This window comes from Marinomonas sp. GJ51-14 (genome assembly GCF_055808695.1).
In genome coordinates this window covers 1,045,518-1,059,764 of the sequence record NZ_CM147879.1, presented here as the reverse complement: position 1 = coordinate 1,059,764, position 14,247 = coordinate 1,045,518, and the positions used below count along the sequence as shown (strand labels likewise).

Annotated in this window: 12 protein-coding genes; 4 read left to right on the top strand and 8 right to left on the bottom strand. The window is 40.2% G+C overall.

Features of this window, described 5'->3' with window-relative positions; genetic code table 11:
- Positions 1-112 precede the first annotated feature (112 nt).
- The 3 genes from AC0L3Y_RS05210 (at position 113) to AC0L3Y_RS05200 (ending at position 3,040) form a co-directional block, all read left to right on the top strand.
- Entirely contained in the window at positions 113-1,039 is a 927-nt protein-coding gene (locus AC0L3Y_RS05210) for a tripartite tricarboxylate transporter substrate binding protein (RefSeq protein ID WP_473469590.1), read from the top strand.
- Between the two features lie 67 nt (positions 1,040-1,106).
- On the top strand, positions 1,107-1,565 hold the full coding sequence (locus tag AC0L3Y_RS05205; RefSeq protein WP_473469588.1) for a tripartite tricarboxylate transporter TctB family protein: 459 nt from the start codon (positions 1,107-1,109) through the stop codon (positions 1,563-1,565).
- Positions 1,562-3,040 (top strand): tripartite tricarboxylate transporter permease, encoded by a 1,479-nt coding sequence (locus AC0L3Y_RS05200; protein WP_473469586.1) that lies wholly within the window; start codon positions 1,562-1,564, stop codon positions 3,038-3,040. The genes AC0L3Y_RS05205 and AC0L3Y_RS05200 overlap by 4 nt, the downstream gene beginning before the upstream one ends.
- A gap of 431 nt (positions 3,041-3,471) precedes the next feature.
- Here AC0L3Y_RS05200 and AC0L3Y_RS05195 read toward each other — a convergent pair whose 3' ends face one another.
- From AC0L3Y_RS05195 to AC0L3Y_RS05165, 7 genes are all read right to left on the bottom strand, one after another.
- The gene (locus AC0L3Y_RS05195) at positions 3,472-4,512 is read right to left on the bottom strand and encodes a peptide ABC transporter ATP-binding protein (protein WP_473469584.1); all 1,041 of its coding nucleotides are present in this window, start codon (positions 4,510-4,512) and stop codon (positions 3,472-3,474) included.
- Positions 4,509-5,477 carry a dipeptide ABC transporter ATP-binding protein gene (dppD, locus tag AC0L3Y_RS05190; RefSeq protein WP_473469582.1) on the bottom strand — a complete coding sequence of 323 codons (969 nt, stop codon included), beginning with the start codon at positions 5,475-5,477 and terminating at the stop codon, positions 4,509-4,511. Before dppD ends, AC0L3Y_RS05195 begins: the two co-directional genes overlap by 4 nt.
- A gap of 11 nt (positions 5,478-5,488) precedes the next feature.
- Positions 5,489-6,403 (bottom strand): dipeptide ABC transporter permease DppC, encoded by a 915-nt coding sequence (gene dppC, locus AC0L3Y_RS05185; protein ID WP_473469580.1) that lies wholly within the window; start codon positions 6,401-6,403, stop codon positions 5,489-5,491.
- A 10-nt stretch (positions 6,404-6,413) separates the two neighbouring features.
- Positions 6,414-7,424 carry an ABC transporter permease subunit gene (locus AC0L3Y_RS05180; protein ID WP_473469578.1) on the bottom strand — a complete coding sequence of 337 codons (1,011 nt, stop codon included), beginning with the start codon at positions 7,422-7,424 and terminating at the stop codon, positions 6,414-6,416.
- Between the two features lie 210 nt (positions 7,425-7,634).
- Positions 7,635-9,227 (bottom strand): ABC transporter substrate-binding protein, encoded by a 1,593-nt coding sequence (locus AC0L3Y_RS05175; protein ID WP_473469576.1) that lies wholly within the window; start codon positions 9,225-9,227, stop codon positions 7,635-7,637.
- Positions 9,228-9,829: 602 nt separating this feature from the next.
- Complete coding sequence (locus AC0L3Y_RS05170) at positions 9,830-10,699, bottom strand: NAD(P)-dependent oxidoreductase (RefSeq protein WP_473469574.1); 870 nt, start codon at positions 10,697-10,699, stop codon at positions 9,830-9,832.
- A gap of 448 nt (positions 10,700-11,147) precedes the next feature.
- On the bottom strand, positions 11,148-11,774 hold the full coding sequence (locus tag AC0L3Y_RS05165; RefSeq protein WP_473469572.1) for an SGNH/GDSL hydrolase family protein: 627 nt from the start codon (positions 11,772-11,774) through the stop codon (positions 11,148-11,150).
- Between the two features lie 145 nt (positions 11,775-11,919).
- Here AC0L3Y_RS05165 and AC0L3Y_RS05160 point away from each other — a divergent pair, with 145 nt between their 5' ends.
- The gene (locus AC0L3Y_RS05160; protein WP_473469570.1) at positions 11,920-13,341 is read left to right on the top strand and encodes a coniferyl aldehyde dehydrogenase; all 1,422 of its coding nucleotides are present in this window, start codon (positions 11,920-11,922) and stop codon (positions 13,339-13,341) included.
- A 21-nt stretch (positions 13,342-13,362) separates the two neighbouring features.
- Here AC0L3Y_RS05160 and AC0L3Y_RS05155 read toward each other — a convergent pair whose 3' ends face one another.
- Positions 13,363-14,112 carry a DeoR/GlpR family DNA-binding transcription regulator gene (locus AC0L3Y_RS05155; RefSeq protein ID WP_473469568.1) on the bottom strand — a complete coding sequence of 250 codons (750 nt, stop codon included), beginning with the start codon at positions 14,110-14,112 and terminating at the stop codon, positions 13,363-13,365.
- Positions 14,113-14,247: the final 135 nt, after the last annotated feature.

The window sequence follows — 14,247 nt, the reverse complement described above, 5'->3', positions numbered from 1 at the left end:
TATTGAGATATTGGCATTTATAACCTATTTGAAGGCTATTAATTACTATTAAATTCAATGTTTTAAGTCATATCAGACAAATAAAATTACAATAAAATAAAAGGTAAATCGTATGAAAAAAATCATAAAAAGTACGCTAATGGTTGCTGCATTCGCTTTTGTTGCTGGTGTTTCTGCTGCTGACTATCCTTCTAAGACAATCCGACTAGTTGTTCCTTTTAGTCCTGGTGGTGGAACCGATTCCGTAGGTCGTGCTCTAGCTAATTCAACTAAAGATGTTCTGGATCAAAATATCATTGTGATGAACAGAACTGGCGGTTCTGGTGCCGTTGGTATGAGCTTTGGTGCGCAACAACGTGCAGACGGTTATACATTGACTGTTGTTACGCGTGAAATCGCTTCTTTGCCTCAACTTGGCTTGATGCAACACGATGCAGATGACTTCAAACTTATTCGTATGGTTAACTTAGACCCTGCAGTTGTTCTTGTTAGCAAAGACAGTCCTTTTGAAAATATTAATGATCTAATTGCTGAGGCTCGTAAAAGAGAAGGCGGTCTTAAATTCGCTTCTACTGCGAAACCTAATTTTTATTTGATGGCGTTAGAAAAAAGTCAAAATATCAAGCTTAATGCGATTCCTTATAATGGTGCATCCGAAGCGATTCCTTCCGTTCTAGGTAATCACACCGCGGTAACTATGGTGACACCTGGTGAAGCAATTTCTCAACTTAAAGCGGGTCAATTGAAAGCGCTTGGTATCATGTCTGAAGAACGAATTGCTTTCCTACCGAACGTACCAACTTTGAAAGAACAGGGTATCGATGTATCAACAGGTACTTGGCGCGGTATTGGCGCTCCAAAAAACACACCTGATGATGTGATTGAAACACTAGGTAAAGCGTTTGACACTGCAATGGCTTCTCCTGAATTTAAACAATTCATGGAAAAAGGAGCTATGACTATTCATAACTTAAACGCGAAAGAGTTTACTGAATTTGTTGCTGAAGATACTAAAAAATTAGGTGTTCTTCTTAACTAACAGTAAAAGTAGTGATCAAAATCACCTCTAATAAATTAGGGGTGATTTTTTAAATTAGGTTATAGATATGAATAGTAAAAACCTTGCTTTTCCGATAATCATTATTCTTATAAGTATTGTGGCTTTGTTCTTTATCGGTCAGTTTCCTTCCCCAAGTTATGAAGATTCTAGTGTTAGCTCGAAATTTTTTCCTAGCGCGATTGCTATTATACAAATAATAATATGTTCCATTATCATTCTGGGAGAATACATTAATAGAAAAGATAAGGCAGAGAATTATGCTTTATTTAATAAGTATTCATTATTTGGCGCTCTATTTCTTATAGGCTATGCTGTTTTAATTTATGTTTTTGGCTATTTTATATCGACGTTATTAGCTTTTATTGTTTATTTACTCTTCTTTAAAAGTAAAAATATTTGGTATTACATTACTGCATTGATTTTCACTTCAGTTGTTTATTATGTATTTGCTAATGTATTTTACGTTGCATTACCTGAAGGTCTTATTACGGGGTTTAATTCATGATTGAACATTTATTTAATGGATTGTTAACAGCGTTAAGCTTTGACGTTTTTCCCGTTTTATTATTTGGTGTTGTTGGCGGTATTATATTAGGTGCCATGCCAGGATTAACTGCGACGATGGGTGTGGCTATACTACTTCCATTTACATTCGGAATGGATTCGACTCCTGCACTTGTAATGCTAATTGGCGTGTATATTGGTGGCATATACGGTGGCTCTATTGCTGCTATATTATTAAACACTCCTGGAACACCAGCTTCAGCAGCAAGTGTTTTAGACGGTTATACATTAACCAAGAATGGTCAAGCCGCAAGAGCATTAAGTATCTCTGCAATCTCTTCATTCACCGGAGGGATAATTAGTACTATTTTATTAATTGCATTTGCTCCCATTCTAGCTAACTTTGCATTAAGGTTTAATGCTCCAGAATATTTCGCATTAGCTCTTTTTGGTCTAACTATTATTTCAAGTATTTCTGGTAGCAATCTTTTGAAAGGTTTACTTGCGGGTACTATTGGTCTTTTAATATCAACTGTTGGGCTAGATCCTATTAATAGTGTACCAAGATTTACTTTTGGTGTATTAGATTTATATAGCGGTATTAATATAATCCCTGTATTGATCGGCCTTTTCGCACTATCTGAAGCACTGACTCAATTAGAGACAGTGATCAGTGATAAAAAACAAGTGCTACGTAGTTTTAGTTTAAAAATGCTAAGCCGAAAAGATTTAAAAGAAATTACTCCTACTGCAGTTAAAAGTGGTGTAATAGGGACCATGATAGGAAGTATCCCAGGAGCTGGTGCGGATATCTCTTCTTTTGTTTGTTATAACGAAGCAAAGCGCGCATCAAAAAATCCTGAAGAATTTGGTAAAGGTTCAATTAAAGGTTTGAGCGCGGCGGAGTCTGGTAATAATGGAGTAACAGGCGGAGCCTTGGTCCCTCTTCTTACTTTAGGTGTTCCTGGTGACGCTGTTGCTGCCGTTCTTTTAGGCGCATTAGTTATTCAAGGCTTAAATCCAGGACCTCTATTATTTACCTACAGCCCTGATATTGTGTATGGAATATTTAGCTCAATGTTAGTTGGTAACATAATTATGCTTATCGTTGGGTTAGTTGGGATTCGTTTTTTCTGCAAGATTATTGAGATTCCTAGATTGTTAATGATTCCAGTCATCATGTTTTTATCAATCATTGGTGCTTACGCAATTAATAATTCAATGTTTGATATTGGCGTCGCGATCTTCTTCGGATTATTAGGATTTATTTTAATAAAATTCCGTGTACCCTTGTCTCCTATATTAATTGCAATGATTCTTGGACCAATGGCGGAAACAAATTTAAGAAAATCACTTCTTTTATATGAAGGATCATGGTCCTTCTTATATGATAGGCCAATTGCTTTATTCTTTGTTGTGCTGACATTGTTTTCTGTTTATACCGCAGTGCGTTTTAATATGAAGAAAAAATCTTAAGTTAAAAATTAATAAATCGAAAATTAAAACTTAATTTTCTAAAGGTGAAATAAGATAGACTATTTTTTGATGGTTTTCTTTTTTCACCTTTTTTATTTAAATTCAACTAACGTATGATATTAGTATTCAAATAAAATAATTATGATTGTAAGATAATATAAACCCTCTAATTTATATTAAAATAGAAGATTTTATTAATTATTGGGCTACTTTGGAGTGAATTCTTATTTTCTTGGTCAAGGTATTGAGACAACTAGGCACATAAAAAATGTTTGAATACATATTAGAGTCTGATAATTTTTTCGTCACTATGAAGTAATGGAAAAATATTGGTTTTAAATATTTAAGTGAACTAATTGAAAGCATAAAAAAACGCCCTTTCGGGCGTTAAAAATCACTGTGAGGTGATTGTTCGTTGATTTACAGAGAGTTTATGCAGCACCCTGAGTAGCGATCTTTATACGGTTTTCTTCCACCCCGTGACAAGCAATTAAATGGCTTTGTTCTAGGTTCTCATCACTATCTAATCTCAATGTGGGTGTTTCTGTTTTACAGCGATCATTCGCATAACTACAACGACCGTGGAAAGCACAACCAGACGGTGGATTAAGTGGGGATGGTAGTTCACCTTCTAATTTAATACGCGTACGGCGTTTCTCTGGTGACAGCTGAGGTGTACTAGATAACAAAGCCAAAGTGTAAGGATGTTTGGGGTTCTCGAACAATTGCTCACGAGTACCTTGTTCTACCACTTTGCCGAGATACATAACCATGACATCGTCTGCGATGTGTTCTACCACAGATAAATCATGGGAAATGAATACATAACTCAAGCCAAACTCTTCCTGTAAATCCATCATCAAGTTCAAGACCTGCGCCTGAACTGATACGTCGAGAGCTGAGACAGGCTCGTCGGCAACAATGACATTTGGATCCAGCATCAGGCCTCGAGCAATGGCAATACGTTGACGTTGACCACCAGAGAACATGTGCGGATAGCGGTCATAGTGTTCGGCCTTCAAGCCTACCTTTGCCATAATTGCCAGCGCTTTTTCTTTTCGTTCTGTTTTTGAAAATTTGGTATTAATGATCAGAGGCTCTTCTAAAATTGCCCCAATTTTCTTACGTGGATTTAATGAACCATAAGGGTTTTGAAAGATGATTTGGATCTTCTGACGTAACTTAGCTTGAGCATCCTTGGTTAAAGTTAGTAAGTCTTCACCTAGATGAGCCAAGCTTCCACCTGTTGGTGTTTCGATCATAGTGAGCATACGACCTAGGGTCGATTTACCACAACCTGACTCCCCAACGACAGCAAGGGTTTTGCCTTTTTCAAGGTTGAAGCTAATGCCGTCTACCGCTTTGACAACGGCATCGGGTTTAAACAAACCTTGTTTAACATGGTAATGCTGCTTGAGGTTCTCAGCTTTTAAAATTAAGCGGCTATCGAATGACTTGTCAAATTGACTCATGCGGTTGGTCTCCCTTCGCTGTCCAATGGCGTATGGCATTTTACTTGACGGTCTAGATCGCCTTGGTTCTCAGGCTCCACCTTACGGCAATGATCTGTGGCATAAGGGCAGCGAGGACTTAACAAGCAACCAAGAGGGCGATCATATTGGCCAGGAACTACGCCCGGAAGTGCTTCAAGTCGAGCTTTCCCTGCGGCCGATTCTGGTAAGGAAGCAAGCAAAGCTTGTGTGTATGGATGTCTTGGTGTGTTAAATACTTCTGATGCAGGGCCGGATTCAACAATCTGTCCCGCATACATTACAATCACACGATGTGCGACTTCAGCCACAAGAGCCAAATCGTGAGTAATTAACACCAATCCCATTTGTTTTTTACGTTGCAGATCAATTAGTAGATCAATGATCTGAGCCTGTATTGTTACGTCTAAAGCGGTTGTCGGCTCATCAGCGATCAATAAACGCGGATTACAAGCAATGGACATAGCAATCATTATTCGCTGGCTCATACCACCAGAAAGCTGATGAGGATAATTATCCAAACGAGATTCCGGTGCAGGAATCCCTACTTGAGTGAGTAGCTCAATAGCGCGGGCTTTCAGTTCTTTTTTACTGCCGCCTTGATGTGTCTTTAATGCTTCAATGATTTGATAGCCCACGGTAAAACATGGATTCAAACTGGTCATCGGGTCTTGGAAGATCATTGCAATATCGGAGCCTGTTAGCTTACGACGTTGCTTTTCTGGCATGGCTTGTAGGTCTTGGTCATCAAAACTTAGTTGCTCTGCACTGACTTTACCAGGGAAATCAATTAATCCCATGATAGACAAAGAGCTCACACTTTTTCCTGAACCTGATTCCCCTACAATACCAAGGACTTCCCCTTCTTCTACTTTGTAACTGATGTTATCTACGGCACGAAAATTACCGAAGGTAACACTTAAATTTTTCAACTGTAACAGTGACATCTGAACCTCTCCTACTGTTTCAATTTAGGGTCAAGAGCGTCGCGTAAGCCATCGCCCATGAGGTTAAACGCCAATACCGTGATCAGTATGATCAAACCTGGGAAGGTAACAACCCACCATGCGCGTTGTACGAATTGCAAAGCGTTAGCCAGCATAGATCCCCATTCTGGTGTTGGTGGCTGAGCACCTAACCCAAGGAAACCAAGTGCTGCCATATCAAGAATCGCACTTGAAAAACCAAGTGTTGCTTGCACGATCAGAGGTGCCAAGCAGTTTGGTAAAATACAAACAAACATTAAACGTAATGGGCTAGCACCAATGACTCGTGAAGACGTCACATAGTCACGAGACATTTCGGCCATGGTTGCAGCACGGGTTAATCGCACATAATGGGGTAATGACACAATAGAAATGGCTAATGCCGCATTCACAATGCTTGGCCCTAAAATTGCGACAATCGCAATCGCTAACAACAAGCTTGGCATTGCCAGCATAATATCGACGATACGCATGATCGCAGTATCAATAAGGCCTTTGAAATATCCAGCTACAAGGCCAAGTAAAATCCCCATAACCAAAGAAGCCGTCACCGCTACAATGCCAACGGCAATAGAGAGACGAGAGCCATAAATTAAACGTGACAGAATATCGCGGCCAACGTCATCAGTACCCAACACAAAGGACCAGTTACCGCCTTCCAACCATGCTGGTGGCAATAGCAAGGCATCACGGTATTGATCAGATGGTGAATGTGGAGCAACAAAATTGGCAAATATCGCCATAAAGAAAATCAACGCAATAACAATAAGGCCACCGAGAGCGCCTCTGTTACTGCTGAAATAGTGCCAAAACTCTTGAAACGGCGTCATAGGGACAGGTGCCGATAATTGGCTATTGTCCGTTGACGCTTTTGTAGAAGTAGTCATAAACGTCTCCTTATCGGCTATGTCGAATGCGTGGGTTAATGATGCCGTAAGTGATATCTACCAAAAGATTCACGAAAATGATGATACAAGCCACAATTAAAATGCCGCCTTGTACTACAGGGTAATCACGACGGCCAATCGATTCGATTAACCATTTACCAACACCTGGCCAAGCAAACACGGTTTCCGTCAAAATCGCACCAGATAGCAATATACCTACTTGCAAACCGATAACTGTAACCACAGGGATTAATGCATTACGAAGAGCGTGAATAACGATAACTCGCCAAGGCGCGATACCTTTAGCGCGGGCTGTACGAATGTAATCTTCGCTCAATACTTCCAACATAAAAGAACGGGTCATACGGGCAATTACAGCCATAGGAATCGTTCCGAGTACGATACTTGGTAAAATAAGATGGGAAACAGCAGAGGTAAATGCTCCCTCTTCATCAGATAAGAATGTGTCAATCAACATAAAGCCGGTGACATCGTCAATCCAATAAGTCACATCTATCCGCCCAGAAACAGGCGTCCAACCAAGGTTGACAGAAAATACCAGCATGAGCAGTAAAGCCCACCAAAAAACAGGCATGGAATAACCCGTTAGGGAAAATGTCATGACGGAATGATCAATAACGGTACCGCGCTTTACTGCTGCGAAAATGCCTGCGGGTAAACCGATAAGAATGGCAAATATAGCGGCACATGTGGCCAATTCTATGGTTGCTGGGAATAAGGTTAAGAACTCACTCATTACTGGCTCTTTAGTAACAAGAGAGTTGCCTAAGTCGCCTTGTAAAACACCTGCTACATAACGGAAGTATTGAATATACATTGGTTGGTCGAAACCCAATTGAGCGCTTAGTTCAGCATGACGTTCAGGGCTTACACCACGTTCGCCTGCCATGACATCAATAGGGTCACCAGGAATTAAGCGAATAAGGGTAAAGGTCAATAAGGTGATCCCGATGAAGGTCGGAATAACGAGGCTTAAACGACGAAAAATAAATTGAAACATAAAGGACTGATTCTCTTACCATGTTATAGGAGCACATCACTTCGATTTGAATAGCCGTACGATTTGAATGGCTGCTCGACTCGAATAGTCATTCGATTTGATTAAGCATTGGTTTAATCAGATCCGCTCTATGAACAAAATGCCTACTCACGTCCCAGCGAGCAGGCATTTTATAAGTTGTCCAATTAAGGACGATCTTTTAAACGCTGTTTATTTACTAACGTTGTAGAAGAAGTGACCACCAAGTGGATCTACTTTATAGCCTTTTACTTCTTTACGAATTGGTTCGTAAACGACAGAGTGAGCAATGGTGATCCAAGGTGCTTCACGTTTGAAGACAACCTGAGATTCTTCATACAACTTAGTACGTTCTGCTTTATCCGCAGTACGTTTTGCGCCTAGCAACAAGTTATTGAACTCTTCGTTACACCATTGTGCGCGGTTAGAACCACCAACACCTTCACAGCCAAGTAGCACGTATAGGAAGTTATCTGGGTCACCATTATCACCAGTCCAACCTAATAGAACGGTATCGTGTTCACCTTTCTTAGAGCGGTCTAGGTATTCACCCCACTCGTAAGAAACGATTTCTGCTTTCACACCAATTTTTGACCAATCTTCCTGCATAACTTCTGCCATACGGCGTGCATTTGGATTGTATGGGCGTTGCACAGGCATTGCCCAGATGTTGGTTGTAAAACCATTTGGGTAACCAGCTTCAGCTAAAAGTTTTTTCGCTTTCACTGGATCATATTGGTAATCAACAACTTTGTTGTTGTAAGACCACATTGTTGGCGGAATTGGGTTCTTAGCTGCTTTACCTGCACCTTGGAAAACCGTATCAATGATTGCGCTCTTATCCGTTGCTAGGCTTAATGCTTGGCGAACTCGAACATCATCAAATGGTTTTTTCTGAGTGTTAAACGCTAAGTAACCAACGTTTAAACCTTCTTGGCTAAGTAGGTTGATATTTGGATCCGACTCCATTTGCTTAAGATCAGCTGGGTTCGGGTAAGGCATAACATCACATTCGCCTGCTTTTAGTTTTGCATAGCGAACAGAAGCGTCTGGTGTGATAGAGAAAACAAGACGATCTACTTTTGCTTTGCCTTTCCAGTAATCTTCAAAGGCTGTGTAGCGGATCAAGGAATCTTTACGGTACTGAACTTTTTGGAAAGGACCTGTGCCTACTGGATCGCTGTCTAGTTTCTCTGGTGTACCAGCAGCCATTAATTTATCCGCTTGTTCTTTAGAGAAGATAGACGCGAAATCCATTGCCATGTTGGCAACAAAAGGTGCTTCTGGTTGGTTAAGAACAAATTTCACTGTGTAGTCATCGATTTTTACGATGTCTTTGATCAAGGTGTCCATGCCCATAGCTGTGTAGTACTCATAAGAGCCACCAGAGACCATGTGGTAAGGATTGTTTTTATTGCCTTGACGATCAAACGAGAAAATTACATCGTCTGCGTTAAAATCACGTGTTGGTTTGAAATCTTTAGTTGAATGGAACTTAACGCCTTTACGCAAATGGAAAGTGTATTCAAGACCATCGCTTGATACATCGTAGCTTTCAGCAAGTCCAGCTTCAGTTTCCGTCGTGCCTAATTTGAACTCTAGGAGACGGTTGAACATGTTTTTTGATGAAGCATCAAATGTGGTACCAGAAGTGTAAAGTGAAGCGTTAAAGCCTTCAGGACTGCCTTCTGAACAGTAAACCAATGTAGTTGCAGCGTGAGCAGATGTACTGATTGCTCCAGCGGCCATAAGTGCAAGTGTCAGTTTTCCTAACCCTTTTTTCATTGTAACTCTCCAATTAACGTAATTATATATCGTGCGAACACGTGGGAAGTCGAATCAAGGTATTCGTTACTTTTGTGATTTCTTACTAGAGGGGCGAACATCTTTTGTAGAGCGCCTTTTAGAAACAAACCCCATTCAAACTACTGTTCAAATGGGGTTGTTCTGCCTCATCCTTGAGCCCCCTTTAGCCACTTAAATAACCCTGAATAAACACAGTTATTTAAAAATAGCATTATTGAAGATTACTTAAGCGCCATTAAATGACCAATCGAAATAACGATATGTCCTATGCATGTAATGAATATGAAATAGGAATGATGGCTGTAGAGCCTTGTTACATAAGGTTTTAGCTTTGATGAATAACGTAAGTAATGTGGAAAAAATGTGTGATATTTCTTATCAGAAAAGAATCTGATCGCACAGATGTAACGACTTTTATCGTGTTATAGATAAGAAAAGAGCTTGAGGAGAGTGTCGAGAAGATGGATTCAATATAGGCAGAAAGTAAAAAGGAGGTTAAAAAGAACAAAGCCCAACACTTATCAAAATATTGGGCTTTGGGGATTTATCAAAACAGAAAAAATAGAGGGGAGCGGTAAAAACTAAGCTTTTTTATCGAATGCTTTTACCAATGCTGAAGTATCTTGGCGGCCTCGACCTTCTTTTATTAAATCCTGGTAATCTTGGTCGATTGCTTGGGTCAATGGTAAAGAGAAGCCCATTTTTTCTGCCTGAGCCAAACAAAGCCCCAAATCTTTATGCATCCACTCAATAGCGAAGCCAAAATCGAATTCGTCTTTTGCCATGGTTTCACCACGGTTTTCTAATTGCCAAGAGCCTGCTGCGCCATGCTTGAGAGTATCAACCAAGGTTGCGACATCTAAATTAGCTTTCTGAGCAAAGCGGATACCTTCGGATAAACCGGATAAAACGCCACCGATTAAAATTTGATTTACCATTTTAGTGAGTTGACCATTACCTACTGGGCCCATCAACGTAGTTGCTTTTGCATAAGAGTCCAAGACAGATTGAGCTTTATCTAAGTCACTTTGCTCACCGCCGATCATAATTGTTAATACACCATTGACTGCACCTGCTTGCCCGCCAGAAACAGGTGCATCCATAAAGAAGAAGCCATGCTCTTGTGCTGCTTGATGTAGTTCTTTGGCTACTTCTGCAGAAGCGGTTGTGTGATCAATAAATAAAGTACCTTTTTGAGCGTTTCGAAAGGCACCATCAGGGCCTAAATACACTGCACGTAAATCGTCATCATTACCTACGCAGGTTAAAACTATTTCCGCATTTTGAGCCGCTAATGCTGGTGTAGCGACAGAAGAGCCAGTGTACTCTTCGCACCAGGTTTGGGCTTTTTGAATTGAACGGTTGTATACGATGACATCGTGTCCTGCTTTACTCACATGACCCGCCATTGGATACCCCATAGTTCCTAATCCGATGAAGCTGACTTTCATTGCATTCTCCTTCCTCTATTATTCAAGATGGCGCTATTTATGCTGTAATTTGATGAATAGATAATACGTGGTTGTTAAATAATTACGAGATACAAAAAATACGAAAATTGAGCATACAGAAGCGAATTAAAGGTGGTTTTGATATGTTTTACGTAATTCCTAGAGGTGGAGGCCTCGCCTGACATCCCTGTGGATAACTCTGTGCAAGAAAAATCAGACGAGAGATTATTTCGTTGATATAGGGTTATTTGTCTAGAATCGTGCATATTTCATACGATTTTTCTCTTTTATTTTTGCGCTGCAATTTCTTCCTCCTATTGTCAATAGTGAAACGTGATTTTATTTTATAAAAAAGATTTCTCAAATTGACATAGTTGATATTGATTATTAATCGAATAGTAAATTTAAAAACACAGAAATATAGATAAAATCTATTTAAAACATGATGTTATGTGTTTATTTCCTCCTTTATTAAATTAAATAAAGCATGAGCCAGTTGTTCATTAGCATGGGAGTCTAGATGCACACCATCGACTTCACTTGGCTGTAAAATACCAGCAGAGTTAAGGAAAAGGCATTTGTTGTGAATAGCCATATCTTGGTAGTGTTGGTGAAAATGTTGAGATTTTTCAATGGCTCCGTCGAAGTTCGCGGCCAAAGAGCCCATTGGGGATAAAATATTTGGCGGGGCCACGACAACAAGGGTTGGGCTAGGAAAACCGTGAGAATTCGGCATTCTTGACCTTTCAATCAATTTCTCGATGCCTTTTGCTGCTTCATAGGCTCCAACATTAAAATGTCGCTTCAAATCATTCGTGCCTAGCATCAAAATTAAAATATCAACAGGCCCAAAGGTTTCCAAAGCCGCTTGCAGATAAGCTAAGCCATTTCTGCCTTCTAAAAATGGATCATTCCACAAGGTGGTTCGGCCCGGTAATCCGAAATTAATGACGTCGTGTTGATGACCTAATAAGCCATTTAATATGGATGGCCAACGAAGGTGTTTAGGGTAGCGTCCACCATTAGGAATTCTGCCCCAAGTTAGAGAGTCGCCGTAACATAAAATAGTCGCCATAACCTACTCCTTGCATTTTCCTATGAGTCACTGAATAGTGTAGTAAATATAACGCTGATCTGAACAAGAATTATCGTCGAAAAGACAGGTTCATTAATGTTTGTCAGGGTTAAATAAAATAATAATAAATCGCAAAGAGGCCTTTATGAGCGATACACCTTTTTATACAAAAGATGAAATGCATTTAGCATTTGGTCGTCTGAAGTCTGTCGCTAAGCAAACGCCCTTTCCAACAGTGGAACAACGTCAACAATGTTTAACTGATCTAAAAATTTCTTTGTTGAATTATGAACTCCCTTTGTTAAATGCTTTGCAGAAAGATTTTGGCTGCCGTGCTTATGAAGAATCTCGGCTGCTTGAATTTATTCCTTTATTAGGTGAAATAAAGCACGCCAAGCGTCACCTTGCTAAATGGATGAGATCATCTAAACGCAATGTACATATCAGTAGTTTCCCCGCAGCCGCTAAAGTGGTGTATCAGCCTAAAGGTGTTGTCGGTGTTATCTCTCCTTGGAATTATCCTGTTTTACTTTGCTTGGGGCCTTTGGTAGGTGCTGTAGCAGCAGGCAACCGAGTGATGTTGAAAGTGTCGGAGTTTTGTCCAGAAACTAATAAGGTATTACGAGATATATTGAACGAAGCAATGGGAGATGATTGGGTAGAGTTGGTGGAAGGCGAAGCAGATATTGCGGATGAATTCAGTCAAATCGCCTTTGATCATTTACTGTTTACTGGTTCAACATCTGTTGGTCGTATTGTGATGCGTAATGCGGCTAAGCATTTGACACCCGTGACATTGGAGTTAGGTGGTAAATCGCCTTTGCTTGTTGCCCCTTCTGCGGATTTAAGCGATACGGCTAAAAAACTGATCTTTGGTAAAATATTGAATGCAGGACAAACCTGTGTAGCGCCAGATTACGTGCTTTGCCATCAAGATCAAAAGCACGGTTTGATTGAACAAATGAAAGCGGAGCTCGCAGTTTATTATCCAAATGGTATTCTCAGCCCTGATTACACAAGCTTAGCGAATAACCGACAGATGAGTCGTTTGAAAGGTTACCTTGAGGAAGCTTCTGCGGCTGGAATTACATGTGAAAACCTCATGGTGGGAGAAGCCGAGCAAGATGGCAAATTGGCGTTTCATATTTTGCATCATCCAGACGATAAATTGGCCATCATGCAGGATGAAATATTCGGACCTTTGCTGCCTATCTTGACCTATGCAGACATAGACGAAGCGTTTGATTATATTCAACAGCAACCTCGTCCATTGGCTATGTATCTCTTTACTCAAGATAAAGAAGATCAAAAACGCAGCGAAGAAAATATTGCCAGCGGTAGTTTAGTTGTTAATCAAACGATTATCCAAGTGGCACAACCGGATCTGCCTTTCGGTGGTGTCGGCGCATCGGGTATTGGTGCATATCATGCAGAAGAAGGTTTCCGGACATTTTCACACGGGAAGTCTGTGCTACGTCAACGAGGCTTCAACATTGTTGGCTTATTTCGCCCTCCATATAAACGCCGAATACATCGAATCATTGAAAAATACTGGCCTTTTTTGTAAATGTCGATTGAATAAGTATGATTAGTATAGAATTTCAACGTTCTGATAATTGAGGCTGCTTAATAGTGACTGGGTAGGTTCTCTGTCTGTAATAACACAATCATAGTCACTTATTTTTCCCCATAAGCAACGTGATTCCGTTTCGAATTTTGTACTATCAATAACCAATATTCGATAGTGACAGTGATCCACTAAGGCCTCTCTTGCCATGACTTCTTCATCTGTAAAGTCGAATAGGTGTCCTTGCTTATTGATGGCAGCAACAGAGAAAATACCGATATCAGCTCGATATCGTTGGAAAAACCGCATGGCATCACCACCAATGACATCTTGATCTCGCATTCTTACTTTTCCGCCTGAAATAGTCAGTTCACAATCTGGGTGTTCACATAAATTTCGAGCCGCATGTAGGTTGGTTGTCATTACTTGTAGGCCTTGAAAGGTGTTTAGTTGACTGGCAACTTCCGCCACGCTTGAACCACTCCCAAGGAAAATAGACTGATAATCTGCAATTTTGCTAATACATAAATCTGCAATACGCTTCTTCCCTTCCGCATTACGAATTCGCCTTTGGTCAAAGCTGATATTTTCTCTATGGGGAAAAGGGATGACTTCCCCATGACTGCGTAATAACAAGCCTTTTTCAGCCAACAGTCGGATATCTGAACGAATTGTCTGTACTGATACTGCAAATTCGTCAGCAACGGCTTGTAATGTTTGTCGCCCTTGCTCGTTAATCCATTGAACAATTTCGTGATGGCGTTGATTCATTGCTAAATCCTTTCTAATCATGTTTTTTAAAATAGATTTTCGAAACGAAAGTAACTAATCATCAAACGAAAATATTTTGTCACTATAGTGTCAAATTGTGTCGGTATTGTTGCAGCTCACTTATCAAAAAGAGAG

Excerpts from the sequence above, each read along its gene's own strand:
- dppC (WP_473469580.1), bottom strand. The coding sequence starts at position 6,403 with ATGACTACTTCTACAAAAGCGTCAACGGACAATAGCCAATTATCGGCA.
- AC0L3Y_RS05155 (WP_473469568.1), bottom strand. The coding sequence starts at position 14,112 with ATGAATCAACGCCATCACGAAATTGTTCAATGGATTAACGAGCAAGGG.
- AC0L3Y_RS05180 (WP_473469578.1), bottom strand. The coding sequence starts at position 7,424 with ATGTTTCAATTTATTTTTCGTCGTTTAAGCCTCGTTATTCCGACCTTC.
- AC0L3Y_RS05210 (WP_473469590.1), top strand. The coding sequence starts at position 113 with ATGAAAAAAATCATAAAAAGTACGCTAATGGTTGCTGCATTCGCTTTT.
- AC0L3Y_RS05175 (WP_473469576.1), bottom strand. The coding sequence starts at position 9,227 with ATGAAAAAAGGGTTAGGAAAACTGACACTTGCACTTATGGCCGCTGGA.
- AC0L3Y_RS05200 (WP_473469586.1), top strand. The coding sequence starts at position 1,562 with ATGATTGAACATTTATTTAATGGATTGTTAACAGCGTTAAGCTTTGAC.
- AC0L3Y_RS05160 (WP_473469570.1), top strand. The coding sequence starts at position 11,920 with ATGAGCGATACACCTTTTTATACAAAAGATGAAATGCATTTAGCATTT.
- AC0L3Y_RS05205 (WP_473469588.1), top strand. The coding sequence starts at position 1,107 with ATGAATAGTAAAAACCTTGCTTTTCCGATAATCATTATTCTTATAAGT.
- AC0L3Y_RS05170 (WP_473469574.1), bottom strand. The coding sequence starts at position 10,699 with ATGAAAGTCAGCTTCATCGGATTAGGAACTATGGGGTATCCAATGGCG.
- dppD (WP_473469582.1), bottom strand. The coding sequence starts at position 5,477 with ATGTCACTGTTACAGTTGAAAAATTTAAGTGTTACCTTCGGTAATTTT.
- AC0L3Y_RS05165 (WP_473469572.1), bottom strand. The coding sequence starts at position 11,774 with ATGGCGACTATTTTATGTTACGGCGACTCTCTAACTTGGGGCAGAATT.
- AC0L3Y_RS05195 (WP_473469584.1), bottom strand. The coding sequence starts at position 4,512 with ATGAGTCAATTTGACAAGTCATTCGATAGCCGCTTAATTTTAAAAGCT.